The sequence below is a fragment of the Jiella sp. M17.18 genome, assembly GCF_041027365.1.
Classification (GTDB): Bacteria; Pseudomonadota; Alphaproteobacteria; order Rhizobiales; family Rhizobiaceae; genus VKMB-3413.
The window spans coordinates 90,919-103,986 of sequence record NZ_JBFTEH010000004.1; the positions used below are offsets into that span (position 1 = coordinate 90,919).

Annotated in this window: 10 protein-coding genes; 7 read left to right on the forward strand and 3 right to left on the reverse strand. The window is 68.8% G+C overall.

All coding sequences use genetic code 11. From position 1 onward, the window contains the following. The first annotated feature begins 289 nt into the window (after positions 1 to 289). A complete protein-coding gene (locus AB5S17_RS09315) occupies positions 290 to 1,291 on the forward strand; it encodes an SDR family oxidoreductase (protein ID WP_369238528.1) in 1,002 nt (333 codons plus the stop codon). A gap of 76 nt (positions 1,292 to 1,367) precedes the next feature. Here the strand turns inward: AB5S17_RS09315 and purN are convergent, their stop codons facing one another. Beyond that, on the reverse strand, positions 1,368 to 2,084 hold the full coding sequence (gene purN, locus AB5S17_RS09320; RefSeq protein WP_369238530.1) for a phosphoribosylglycinamide formyltransferase: 717 nt from the start codon (positions 2,082 to 2,084) through the stop codon (positions 1,368 to 1,370). A 13-nt stretch (positions 2,085 to 2,097) separates the two neighbouring features. Next, the gene (gene purM / locus AB5S17_RS09325) at positions 2,098 to 3,165 is read right to left on the reverse strand and encodes a phosphoribosylformylglycinamidine cyclo-ligase (protein ID WP_369238532.1); all 1,068 of its coding nucleotides are present in this window, start codon (positions 3,163 to 3,165) and stop codon (positions 2,098 to 2,100) included. A gap of 220 nt (positions 3,166 to 3,385) precedes the next feature. Here purM and AB5S17_RS09330 point away from each other — a divergent pair, with 220 nt between their 5' ends. The 4 genes from AB5S17_RS09330 (at position 3,386) to AB5S17_RS09345 (ending at position 9,255) form a co-directional block, all read left to right on the forward strand. Beyond that, complete coding sequence (locus tag AB5S17_RS09330) at positions 3,386 to 4,573, forward strand: AI-2E family transporter (protein ID WP_369238534.1); 1,188 nt, start codon at positions 3,386 to 3,388, stop codon at positions 4,571 to 4,573. Positions 4,574 to 4,581: 8 nt separating this feature from the next. After that, a complete protein-coding gene (locus tag AB5S17_RS09335; protein ID WP_369238536.1) occupies positions 4,582 to 5,301 on the forward strand; it encodes a DnaA/Hda family protein in 720 nt (239 codons plus the stop codon). 245 nt (positions 5,302 to 5,546) lie between these two features. Then, positions 5,547 to 7,748, forward strand: coding sequence for an RNA degradosome polyphosphate kinase (locus tag AB5S17_RS09340; RefSeq protein ID WP_369239082.1), 2,202 nt, complete (start codon positions 5,547 to 5,549; stop codon positions 7,746 to 7,748). Further along, positions 7,741 to 9,255 (forward strand): Ppx/GppA family phosphatase, encoded by a 1,515-nt coding sequence (locus AB5S17_RS09345; protein WP_369238538.1) that lies wholly within the window; start codon positions 7,741 to 7,743, stop codon positions 9,253 to 9,255. Before AB5S17_RS09340 ends, AB5S17_RS09345 begins: the two co-directional genes overlap by 8 nt. A 13-nt stretch (positions 9,256 to 9,268) precedes the next feature. Here the strand turns inward: AB5S17_RS09345 and AB5S17_RS09350 are convergent, their stop codons facing one another. After that, positions 9,269 to 10,333 carry an RIO1 family regulatory kinase/ATPase gene (locus tag AB5S17_RS09350; RefSeq protein ID WP_369238540.1) on the reverse strand — a complete coding sequence of 355 codons (1,065 nt, stop codon included), beginning with the start codon at positions 10,331 to 10,333 and terminating at the stop codon, positions 9,269 to 9,271. Positions 10,334 to 10,536: 203 nt separating this feature from the next. On the opposite strand from AB5S17_RS09350, the gene AB5S17_RS09355 reads away from it, so the two are divergent. Further along, positions 10,537 to 11,037 (forward strand): cupin domain-containing protein, encoded by a 501-nt coding sequence (locus tag AB5S17_RS09355; protein ID WP_369238542.1) that lies wholly within the window; start codon positions 10,537 to 10,539, stop codon positions 11,035 to 11,037. A 144-nt stretch (positions 11,038 to 11,181) separates the two neighbouring features. Then, positions 11,182 to 12,993 carry a chloride channel protein gene (locus tag AB5S17_RS09360; protein ID WP_369238544.1) on the forward strand — a complete coding sequence of 604 codons (1,812 nt, stop codon included), beginning with the start codon at positions 11,182 to 11,184 and terminating at the stop codon, positions 12,991 to 12,993. The last annotated feature ends 75 nt before the right edge of the window (positions 12,994 to 13,068 follow it).

Here is a 13,068-nt window from a genome sequence, read left to right on the forward strand (position 1 = left end):
GTCGGCGACGAAAGGTCGCGCCGCCCCGTGACGTCACCGTCGTGGGCCGGCCCGGCGCCCGGTGCCTAGGCGACTGCGGCTGCGCGCCGGCGATCCGATATCGCCGCTGCCGCCGCGTTCGTTCGCCGGCTGCGTGCATTTTGGCCGCGGCGGCCGAACCCTTTCTGTGACGACAGGTTTCTGACGCATCGCGAGCAAGGCGCATCCTCTTCGGCGGCGTCTGGCTCTTCACCGGCCCCTCCCGGATGCGAGGGCCGGTGCCCCTCCGATCGACAGAAGCGAGAGACCGATGTCCGATTTCGATCCCACCCGCCGTGCCCTGATGGCCGGCGCCGCCATGGCGGGCGCGGCCGCAGCCACGGCACCCGCCTTCGCGCAGAGCAGTTCCTCGAACGGCGGCGGCGGCGCGACGGCGCCGCAGGCGAAGGATTTCCCGGAGCCGCCCTATCCCAAGCAGCACCAGCCCTGGCCGGGTCTTGCGCAGAAGATGGATCCGCGTCCCGATCACGGCGAGGAGACCTATCACGGTACCGGCCGGCTCAAGGGCCGGAAGGCTCTGATCACCGGCGGCGACAGCGGCATCGGCCGCGCGGCCGCGATCGCCTTCGCCAAGGAGGGCGCCGACGTCGCGATCGCCCATCTGCCGCAGGAAGAGCCGGATGCGAAGGACGTGCGCAAGGTGGTGGAGGCGCAGGGCCGCACCTTCGCCAACTTCCCGGGCGACCTCAGGGACAAGGACTACACGACCTCGCTGCCTGAGAAGGCCGTGCAGCAGCTCGGCGGCCTCGACATCCTGGTCAACAACGCCGGCTACCAGCAGTGGGTCTCCGGGCTCGAGGATCTGTCGGACGAGCAGTTCGACCAGACGATGAAGACCAATCTCTACGCCATGTTCTGGCTGACCAAGGCGGCGCTGCCGCATCTGAAGTCGGGCGCGTCGATCATCAACACGTCCAGCGAGGTCGCGGCGTCGCCGCCGATCGGGCTGATCGACTACTCGATGACCAAGGCTGGCATCCTGATGTTCACCAAGACCATGGCCAAGCAGCTCGGCTCGCGCGGCATCCGGGTGAACGCCGTGACGCCCGGGCCGATCTGGACGCCGCTGCAGGTCTGCGGCGGGCAGACGATGGACAACCTCGTCCACTTCGGCGCGAAGACGCCGATCGGGCGCGCCGGCCAGCCGGTGGAACTCGCGCCGCTCTATGTCGCGCTCGCCGATCCGGCGTTCAGCTACTCGACCGGCCAGGTGTTCGGCGCGACCGGCGGCGATCCGCAGCCCGCCGGCTGATCCGCGGTTGCTCGTCCGGGCCGCCATGGTGCGGTCCGGGCGAGCTTTGCCGCGCCATCCGGTGGCGCCGCGCCCGTCAGTTCCGCCGCGCGTCCGGCGAGACCAGGATCGGTGCGCCGCCGGCAATGCGCAGCGGCTCGTCCTCCCCCTCGTTGGGCTTCGGCGCGGCCCGCGTGATCGCGCGGCCGTTCGACATGCGCACGTCGCCCTCGAGCACGAGCTTCAGCGCGTGCGGGTAGAGCCGGTGCTCGGCTCGCAGCAGCCGCTCGGCCAGCGTGTCCGGCGTGTCGTCCGGCTCGATGGCGATCGCCGCCTGGGCAATGATCGGGCCCTCGTCCATGCGCTCGGTGACGAAGTGGACGGTACAGCCATGCAACCGCATGCCGGCGTCGATCGCCCGCTTGTGCGTGTCGAGCCCCGGAAACAGCGGCAGCAGCGAGGGGTGGATGTTGATCATCCGGCCGGTGTAGCGGCGCACGAAGTCGTCCGAGAGGAGCCGCATGTAGCCGGCGAGGCAGACGACGTCGGGCTTCATCTGGTCGAGCTGTTCGAGCACCGCCGCCTCGTGCTCCTGCCGGCTGTCGAAGGCCTTCTGGTCCACCGCGACGGCGGGAATGTCGTAGCGGCGGGCGGTGTCGAGGCCCGGCGCGCTCGGGCGGTTGGAAATGACGCCGACGATCTGGCCGGGAAAGGCCGGGTCCATGCAGGCCGCGATCAGCGCGCTCATATTCGATCCCCGGCCGGAGATCAGGACGGCGATCCGCTTGCGCCGCGTCGCATTCACCTGGCTCATCACCGCATCTCCCTCAGAGGGCGAGCGCGCCGTTGAAGGTCACCGCCGCATCCTGGCGCGGTCGCAGCCGGCCCAGCGGCACGACGGTCTCGCCGGCGCTCTGCAGCAGGGCGCTCGCCGTCGCCGCATCCGCCTCGGACACCACGACCACCATGCCGATGCCGCAGTTGAAGGTGCGCAGCATCTCCGCCTCCGCGACGCCGCCGGTCTTCGCCAGCCAGCCGAACACCGGCGGCGGGGCGATGGCGAAAAGGTCGATGTCGGCGCGCAGATGCTCCGGCAGGACGCGCGGGATGTTCTCCACGAAGCCGCCGCCGGTGATGTGCGCCAGCGCCTTGATGCCGGAGGTCTCGCGGATCGCCTGGAGCAGCGGCTTGACGTAGATCCGCGTCGGCTCGATCAGCGCCGCGCCGAGGGGCTTCTGCGGGTCGAACGGCGCGGGTGCCTCCCAGCCGAGGCCGGCGGCCTCGACGATCCGGCGGACCAGCGAATAGCCGTTGGAGTGGACGCCGGAGGAGGCGAGGCCGAGCAGCATGTCGCCGCTCTCGATCGACGCGCTCTTCGGCAAAAGGTTGCCGCGCTCGGCGGCACCGACCGCGAAGCCCGCAAGATCGTAGTCCTTCTCGGCGTAAAGGCCCGGCATCTCCGCCGTTTCGCCGCCGATGAGGGCGCAGCCGGCCATGCGGCAGCCCGCGGCGATGCCCTCGACGATCGCCTCCCCCTCGGAAGGGTCGAGCTTTCCGGTGGCGAAATAGTCGAGGAAGAACAGCGGCTCTGCGCCCTGCACCACGAGGTCGTTGACGCACATGGCGACGAGGTCGATGCCGATCGTGTCGTTGAGCCCGGTCTCGATGGCGATCTTCAGCTTGGTGCCGACGCCGTCATTGGCGGCGACCAGCACCGGATCCGAAAAGCCCGCGGCCTTCAGATCGAACAGGCCGCCGAAGCCGCCGATCTCGCCGTCGGCGCCCGGCCGCGCCGTCGAGCGCACATGCGGCTTGATGCGCCGCACGAGTTCGTTGCCGGCATCGATATCGACGCCCGCATCGCGATAGGTGAGTGAGTTGGTCTTGTCCGCCATGGCCCTCGATCCTCTGTCGCGGAGGTGACACGATCGGCCCGCGGCGGCAAGTCCCCGCATCTTCGGCGTTACCCCTGAGCGCCGTGTGGGAAGCGGGGATGGCGCCCCGTGCCGGCTCCGCGCGGCTTGACCATCGGCTCGCGCGCTACCTATCTCAGCCTGCGGTAGACGGCACGGGGATGATCCGGTTCGGCCGGCCGGCGCGAGGGAAGGGGAGTAGATGACCGACCGAAGCGCGCTGATCCGGCGCCAGGTTCTGTTCTGGAGCATTGCGGCAGCGGTCCTCGTGCTCCTGCTCTGGATCTTCGCCGGCATCCTCCTGCCCTTCGTACTCGGCGCGGCGATCGCCTACTTCCTCGATCCGGTGGCGGACTGGTTCGAGCGGCGGGGGCTGTCGCGCGTTGCGGCGACCGGCGTCATCCTCGTGCTGTTCGTGGTGATCTTCGGGGCGATCATCGGCATCATCGTGCCGATCATCGGCGGCCAGGTGGCCGGGCTTGCCGAACGCGTGCCGCAATATGTCGACAAGGCGCAGTTGATCGCCGAGCACTTTCGCACCGGCCCGTTCGGCTGGCTGCTGCCGGACAGCCAGACCAATCTGAAGCAGGACTTCGCCCAGATCGTCAGCGAAGGCACGGGGATCGTGACCTCGTTCCTCGCGTCGCTCTGGTCGTCGTCGCTGGCGGTCGTCAACTTCGTGTCGCTGTTCGTGGTCACGCCGGTCGTCGCCTTCTACCTGCTGATCGACTGGGACCGGATGATTGCCGAGGTCGACGGCTGGATCCCCCGCCAGCACATCGACACGGTGCGGCGCATCGCCCGCGACATCGACCGCTCGGTCGCCGGCTTCGTGCGCGGGCAGGGCGGCGTGTGCCTGATCCTCGGCACGTTCTACGGCGTTTCGCTCACGCTGGTGGGCCTCAACTTCGGCCTGCTGATCGGCCTCTTCACCGGCCTCATCGCCTTCATCCCCTATATCGGCTCGGCGACGGGGCTGATCCTCTCGGTGGGCGTCGCCTTTTTCCAGTTCTGGCCGGAATGGCCCTGGGTGCTGGTGGTGCTCGGCATCTTCATCGTCGGCCAGTTCATCGAGGGCAACATCCTGCAGCCCAAGCTCGTCGGCGCCTCGGTCGGTCTGCATCCGGTCTGGCTGATGTTCGCGCTGTTCGCCTTCGGCGCGCTGTTCGGCTTCGTCGGCCTGCTCATCGCGGTGCCGGCGGCGGCGGCGGTCGGCGTCCTCGTGCGCTTCGCGCTGTCGCAATATCTCCAGAGCGAGATGTATTACGGCCGGGAACTGCCGCCGCAGCCGGCCGTCGGGTCGGAGCGGCCGGTCACCATCGAGGCGGCCGGTGCTCCCGTCGCTCCCCGCGAGGAGCGTCCGGCTTCGGCCGCGCCGAAGCGCGTCTGAGGATGGCGATGGCGACACAGCTGCCGCTCGACCTGCCGCACCGACCCTCCTTCGCGCGGGACGATCTGGTCGTATCGGCCGCGAACCGCCTTGCGGTGGAGGCGGTGGACGCCTGGCCGCGATGGGCGCATGCGGTGCTGATCGTCGTCGGCCCCGCCGGCGCGGGCAAGACCCATCTCGGCCATGTCTGGGCCGAGCGGGCCGGCGCGCGCATCGCGACGCCGGACACCGTGCATGAGATCGCGGGTGCGTCGCCCTTCGCCGTCGTCCTCGACGACATCGACCGCGCCGGCTACCGCGAGGAGGACCTGTTCGCGCTGGTGAACGCCGCGCGGCTCGGCGGCGGCAGCGTGCTCGCGACGGCGTCGCGGCCGCCCGCCGAATTCGAGCTGGCGCTGAAGGACCTACGCTCCCGCCTCTGCGCCGCGAGCCTCGTGCGGATCGAGACGCCGGACGACGACCTCCTCGCCGGCGTCCTCACCAAGCTCTTCGCCGACCGGCAGCTCGACGTCGAGCCGGGTGCGGTACGCTACCTCACCGACCGCATGGAGCGATCGCTGGAGGCGGCGCAGCGGGTCGTGGCGGCCGCCGATCGGGAGGCGCTCGCCGCCAAGGGACGGATCACGCGGCCGCTGCTGCGGCGCGTCCTCGATGCGCAGGACGGCGCTTCACGTCATCAAACGGTTGCTACACAAGATTATGCGGGCGACGCGACGGAGGATTTGTGACGATGGACGACGAGACCCCGAAGACCGAGCGCCCGGCACCGCGCACCCGCCGCCGGCCCGCATCCGCCAAGAAGCCGGCGGCTGCGACGACGACGCGGACGCGGCGGCGGGCGTCGGGCAGCGGCTCGGGCTCGGCGCCCGCGCTCGACCCAAAGGCTGAGGCCGGCGAGGCCGCGCCGGCCGCCTCGGCCGTCGCCGAGCGGGTCGTCGAGACGCCTCCGTCCGAAGCGGCCTCTGAAGCGGCGCTGATCCTCGAACAGCTGCCGGCCGAGCTTCACGCCGGACCGCCGGAGAAGGCGGTCGACGACGGCGAGCTACCCGCCGACCGCTTCATCAACCGTGAGGTCTCCTGGCTGCAGTTCAACCGGCGCGTTCTGGAGGAGTCGCAGAACGCCGAGCATCCGCTGCTGGAACGCGTTCGCTTCCTGTCGATCTCGGCCGACAATCTCGACGAGTTCTTCATGGTGCGCGTCGCCGGCCTCGCCGGCCAGGTGCGCGAGAAGATCGCGATCCGCAGCGTCGACGGCCTGACCCCGCAGGAGCAGCTCGACAAGATCCTGGAGGAGGTCGAGCATCTCCAGAACGAGCAGCAGGCCTCATTGGCCGAGCTCGTCAAGGCGCTGCGCCAGGAGAAGATCCTGATTGTCGGTGCCGGCGAGTTGCGGGGCGCCGACAAGGCCTGGCTGGAGCGTCACTTCGACGACACGATCTTCCCGGTGCTGACGCCGCTGTCGATCGACCCGGCGCATCCCTTCCCCTTCATCCCCAATCTCGGCTTCTCGATCGCCCTGGCGCTGACGCGGGAGCGCGATTCCCAGAAGATGAACGCGCTCCTGAGGCTGCCGGTGGCGCTGCAGCGCTTCATCGAGATGCCGGTCGGCGACAACGGGCTCGTGCGCTTCGTGCCGCTGGAGAGCGTCGTGGCGCTGTTCATCGCCAAGCTCTTCCCGGGCTACCGGGTGAAGGGGTCCGGCACCTTCCGCATCATCCGCGACTCGGACATCGAGGTGGAGGAGGAGGCCGAGGATCTGGTCCGCCTGTTCGAATCGGCGCTGAAGCGGCGGCGGCGCGGCCGGGTGATCCGCATCGAGTTCGACTCGGTCATGCCGGAGGATCTGAGGAACTTCGTCGCTGGCGAACTCGAAGTGCCCGAAGCGCGCATCTCGGTCATGGACGGCATGCTGGCGCTGGATTCGGTCTCGCAGATCTGCAAGCTCTCGCGCGACGACCTGAAGTTCAAGCCGTACATCCCGCGTTTCCCCGAGCGCATCCGCGAGCACAACGGCGACTGCTTCGCCGCGATCCGCGAGAAGGACATCGTCGTCCACCACCCCTACGAATCCTTCGACGTGGTGGTGCAGTTCGTCCGCCAGGCGGCGCGCGATCCGGACGTCATCGCGATCAAGCAGACGCTCTACCGCACCTCCAACGACTCGCCGATCGTGCGGGCGCTGATCGACGCGGCCGAGTCCGGCAAGTCGGTCACCGCGCTGGTCGAGCTGAAGGCCCGGTTCGACGAGGAAGCCAACATCCGCTGGGCGCGCGACATGGAGCGCGCCGGCGTGCAGGTGGTGTTCGGCTTCATCGAGAAGAAGACCCATGCCAAGCTCTCGCTGGTCGTGCGCCGCGAGGAGGGCCGGCTGGTCAACTTCGTCCATATCGGCACCGGCAACTACCATCCGATCACCGCGAAGATCTATACCGACCTCAGCTACTTCACCGCCGATCCGGACATCGCCCACGACGTCAGCCTCGTCTTCAACTACATCACCGGCTATGCCGAGCCGACCGAGGTGAAGAAGCTGGCGATCTCGCCGCTGACCCTGCGCAGCCGGATCATCGGCCACATCCAGGACGAGATCGCGCATGTGAAGGCGGGCCGTCCGGGCCAGATCTGGATGAAGATGAACTCGCTGGTCGACGCCGCGGTGATCGACGCGCTCTACCGGGCGAGCCAGGCGGGCGTCGAGATCGACCTCGTGGTGCGCGGCATCTGCTGCCTCCGGCCCCGCGTGCCCGGCCTGTCGGAGAACATCCGGGTGAAGTCGATCGTCGGCCGCTTCCTGGAGCACAGCCGGATCTTCTGCTTCGGCAACGGCCACGGCTTGCCGTCGGAGCAGGCGATCGTCTATCTCGGCTCGGCCGATATGATGCCGCGGAACCTCGACCGACGGGTGGAAGTGCTCGTGCCGATCACCAACAAGACGGTGCACAGCCAGGTCCTGTCGCAGATCATGCTGGGGAACATTCTGGACAATCAGCAGAGCTGGTCGGTGGCGGCGGACGGCACGTCGCGCCATATCGTGCCTTCGCCGGGCGAACAGCCGTTCAACGCCCAACGCTATTTCATGACCAACCCGAGTCTTTCCGGACGCGGGAAAGCGCTGAAGACGGATGCTCCCAAGCTCATCGCACGCCAACGAGCCGACCACTCCCGCTTTGACTGAAGCCATTGCGCAGGGGCGGCTGCAGGATCGCCGCCCGGTCGGGGTCGTCGACATCGGCTCCAACTCGATCCGGCTGGTGATCTACGAGGGCAATGTCCGCGCATTGACCCAGCTGTTCAACGAGAAGGTCCTGAGCGGCCTCGGCCGGGGCCTTGCCCAGACCAACCGCCTCGATCCCGCCGCGATGGACAGCGCGCTCGCCGCGCTGCGCCGCTTCGCCAAGCTCGCCGAGCAGGCCGAAGTCGCGGAGCTCTATCCGCTGGCGACCGCTGCCGCGCGCGAGGCGCAGAACGGTCCGGACTTCATCGCCGCCGCGGAAGCGGCGATCGGCCGGCCGATCCGGATCCTGTCCGGCGCCGACGAAGCGCGCTTTGCCGCCGAGGGCGTGCTGGCGGGCTTCTATCAGGCGGACGGCATCGCCGGCGATCTCGGCGGCGGCAGCCTGGAACTCGTCGACGTCCATGATGGCACCTCCGAGGGCGGGCTGACCCTGCCGCTCGGGGGTCTCAGGCTACGCGACCTCGCCGACGGGGACCTTGCGCGGGCGCAGGCGATTTCCGACAGCCACGTCTCCGTCTGCGCGCTCGCCGCCAAGTCCGCCGGCCGTCCCTTCTACGCCGTCGGCGGCACCTGGCGGAACCTCGCCAAGCTGCACATGGAGCAGGAGACCTATCCGCTGCATGTGATGCACGGCTACGAGATCCCGACCGACAATCTCGAGCCCTTCCTCGACTCGGTGATCCGCAGCGATCCGGACAAGCTTCCGCGGATCGACGCCGTGTCGAAATCGCGCCGGGCGCTGCTCGCCTACGGCGCAGTGACGCTGAAGAGCGTGATCAAGTATCTCAAGCCCTCGAAGATCGTGCTCTCGGCCCTCGGCGTGCGCGAGGGTTATCTGCATTCGCTGCTCTCGGAGGAGGAGAAGGCCAAGGATCCGCTGATCGAGGCGTCGGCCGAGCTGGCGATCCTTAGATCCCGCTCGCCAGCCCATGCGCGCGAACTCGTCGTCTGGTGCCGGCGCACCTTCGAGGCGCTCGATATCGAGGAGACGCCGGAGGAGGAGCGGCTGCGCGAGGCGGCGTGCCTGCTCGCCGACATAGGCTGGCGGGCGCATCCCGACTATCGCGGCAAGCAGTCGCTGTCGATCATCGCGCATGCGGCCTTCCCGGCCGTCGACCACCGCGGCCGGGCCTTCCTCGGCCTCACCAACTTCTATCGCCACGAAGGACACTTCGAGCAGAACCAGTTGCCGGAGATCGAGCGCCTCATCGACCCCCGCCTGATGCACCGGGCGCGCGTCCTCGCCTCGCTGTTCCGGGTGACCTACCTCCTGACCGCGTCGATGCCGGGCATCCTCGACCAGCTGAAATGGGCGCAGGACCCGCGCGGCGGCTTCACCCTGGTGATGCCGGGCTCACTCGGCGCCCTCGTCGGCGAGCGCCCGGACGGGCGGCTGCAGCAGTTCGCCCGCGTCGTCGAGAAGACGCTCCGCCTGGAGGCGCGATAGCGGCGCCGGCCGGTCAGACCTTCAGCCGCCGGTCGGTGAAGTTGCGCCTGTCCGCGGCGATCGTATGGGCGAGCGCCAGCGTCTCGGCGCTGCCGGCCATGGTGTCGATCCGGTCGACCTGGTTGATCGCGATCAGCCTGAGCAGGTCCTCGCGCACGCGCCCGTCCTCGTCGCGCGGCAGCCGCTCGACCGCCTGGATGACGTCCGGCCGCGGGCCGCCGCCGAAGCTCAGCCGCTTCTCGACTTCCGGCCCGTTGGCGCCCGGCAGCATCTCGACGAAGGCGTAGATGCCGACGCCCTTCTTCTTGGGGTAGGGGAAGAGCGCCAGCGACAGGTCGGCGACCGCCGGATCGGCGGCGATGCGCGCGGCGATCGCCTTGCCCTCGTGGTCGAGCCGGTCCTTGGTGCCTTCGCCGTCCGACCAGCCGAAGACGCCGCGCGTGACGAGGTTGTAGACGGGCTTGCCGGTGCGCAGCCAGACGCGGGCGGGCACGCTCTTCGTCGCCAGGATCTTCTTCTCGCTGGCCGTCAGGTGCTCCTTGCAGAAGCTGCGCTTCTGCTTGAGCAGATGCCGAAGGTCCTCGCGGGCCATCAGCCGGAACATCGGCCCGCGGCGGCGGAAGACAGTGGCGAGCTGCATGTCGATCAGCGCCGCCCGCCCGTCCGGCGTGATCAGCCAGTTCTGCGGCTTGGCGAGGTCGTTGTGGGTCACCCCGGCCCGGTGCAGCGCGTGCAGGAGGCGCTTGGCGTCGCGGAAATAGGCGGCGTTGCCGCGCGGCTTGGCGACGTGCAGCGGCGTTCCCTCGATGAACGAGCGGTAGAGCGCCTGGTCGTCGACGCCGAGAAGCTTCGGCACGCCCTCGACGGCGTCGAGCCGCTTCAGGGCGCGGATCTCGCGGTTGGCGAGGTGCCAGGCGAAGCTGCGCACCCATGGCGCCGAGGCGCCGACGCGGCGGCGGATGACGACCGTCTCCGGCGCGTCCTCCAGATAACCCGAGGCGATCTCGCCGAAGATGTCGCGCTTCAGGACGGTCCGGGCGCTGAACGGCGAGGGCAGCGTTGGCAGGTCTGGGATCATGGTGCCTTCTCGTCGGCGGACGGCGCGTGGCGGCGGCACGCCGAGGTGCCGCGGCAAGAGCGGTGCACCCTCTGCATCGGAGCGCAATGCTTCCCGTCCAAGCGCAATTTCGGTTCTGACCGGCCGTCTAGCGGAACTCGCCGAAGATGTGAACGTCTATCCGGTGACGAAGCATGTCTCGCAGATCCAGCCGGGAGGCCGCCATGAATGTCGAAACCCATCGCTTCGAGCCCGATTCGACGATGCCGAACAGCCAGTTCCCGCTGATCGTGATGCCGGGCGCGATCGCCGGCGGCGACGCGTCTCCCGAGGCGATGGCGGCGCGCTTTCAGGGCAATGGCTGGCAGGGCACCTGGACCTATACGGTCTTCGACTACTGGCACTACCACATCGAGGGTCACGAGGTGCTGGGCTGCGTCCGGGGCGAGGCGACGGTGGGCTTCGGCGGCGAGGACGGCGCGCGCATCGAGATGCGCCAGGGCGACGTGGTGATCGTCCCGGCGGGTGTCGGTCACAAGCGCCTGAGCGCGACGCCGGACTTCGCCGTCGTCGGCGCCTATCCGCCCGGCCAGAACGGCGCGATCACCCGGGCCGGCGAACTCGACCTCGACAGCGCCCGGGCCGCGATCGGCCGGCTCGCACGCCCGGAAACCGACCCCGTGACGGGCGCGAGTCCCGGTGCGATCTCCGCCTGGATGCAGTGAATGGGGTGGCGGAGCGGACGGAATAGCGCCCGATTCCGGGGCGCCGTCCGGGTTTTTTGATCGGCGCCCTTCCTATCGCGGCCGGACAGTGAAATAGAAAGGGCAACGTCCCGCCCTGTCCGCAACATCCCTTAGCCGAGCACCATGTCCGTCGAAAGCCCGTCCGTCTCCGCCGCTGCGACAACCGCGACGGAGGCCGAGGCGCCGCCGGACCGCGAGGTCAATCTCCCGGTGATGCTCGTCCTGGCGCTGATCGTCGGGATCGTCGCGGGCCTGGGCGCGATCGTCTTCAAGTTCCTGATCGCGATCATCTACAATTTCTCCTTCTACGGCGTGTTGCAGCCGCATCTCGACCCGAACGTCTACGGCCCGCCGAGCCCCTGGGGGGCGGGCATCATCCTGGTGCCGGTGATCGGCGGCCTGATCGTCGTCTGGCTGGTGCAGACCTTCGCCCCGGAGGCCAAGGGCCACGGCGTGCCCGAGGTGATGTTCTCGATCTACCACCAGAACGGCAACATCCGCGCCATCGTCGCGGTGGTGAAGTCGCTGGCCTCGGCGATCTCCATCGGCACCGGCGCGTCGGTCGGCCGCGAAGGCCCGATCATCCAGATCGGCTCCTCCTTCGGCTCGACCTTCGCTCGAGCCTTGCGCCTGGTGCGCCACCAGAAGATCACGCTGCTCTCGGCCGGTGCCGGTGCCGGCATCGCGGCGACCTTCAACACGCCGCTCGGCGGCGTGCTCTTCGCTTCGGAGATCCTGCTGCCGGAAGTCTCGACCCGCACCTTCCTGCCGGTCGTCGTGGCGACGGCCACCTCCACCTACATCTACCGCTTCGTCATGGGCATCGAATCGGCCTTCGTCGTGCCCTTCGACGGGATCGTGCACGGCCAGGCGGTCAACGGCGCCGAGCTGATCCTCGCGGCGATCGTCGGCGTGGTGATCGGGCTCGCGGCCTATGCCTTCGTCAAGCTGCTCGCCTGGGCCGAGGACGTCTTCGAGGATTCCAACCTCAACCCCTACGTCCAGAACGTCATCGGCATGCTCTCGGTCGGCGTGCTCGGCTACCTCTTCCTGCTCGGCGCCGGCCATTACCACGTTCTCAGCGTCGGCTATTCGACCATCCAGGACGTCCTCAACGGCGGCACCACGAGCGCCTGGCTGCTTCTGCTGCTGTTTGTCGGCAAGCTGGTCGCGACCTGCATTAGCCTCGGATCGGGCGCGTCCGGCGGCATCTTCTCGCCGAGCCTGTTCATGGGCGCGACGCTCGGCGGCGCGATCGGCGTCATCGGCCACACGCTGCTGCCGGGAGAGCACCTGACGGTCGAGACCTTCGCCATCATCGGCATGGGCGCCATGGTCGGCGGCTCGACCAGCGCCGCGATGACGGCGATCGTGATGATCTTCGAGATGACCCGCGACTACCAGATCATCTTGCCGCTGGTCCTGTCGGTGGCGATCGCGATCGGCGTGCGGCGGGCGCTCGTCGCCTCCGATATCTACACGATCAAGCTCCGCGACCGCGGCCGGCCGATCCCCACCGACCGCACCACCAACATGTATCTCGTGCAGTCGGCGGCGGAGACGATGGTGAAGAACTTCACCGTCCTGCCGGAGTCGATGACCGTGACCGACGCGCTGAAGCGCATCGACATCGACACGAGCCGCGTGATCATCACCGACGGCAACCGCATCACCGGCTATGTCCGCTTCGGCACGATTCCCTATCAGGCAGACCGCTTCACCAAGCAGACGCTGAAGGACATCGGCTCGTCGGACTTCATCATCGCCAGCGTCGGCAACAATCTCAACACGGTGGTGACCCGCATGAGCCGGCGCGGCCGACACTACGCCATCGTCGTCAACAATCCCCGCGGCATTCCGCGGCCGGAGGACATCGTGGGCATCATCGGCCGCGAGGAGATCGCCAACGCGGTGGTGCAGAACCACTACGGGTGACCCCGAGCCGCATCGCCGCCCGCGGCGACGCCTCCGGGGGCGCTGCGGGTCGGCCCGTCGTCATCCGGCCGCCGC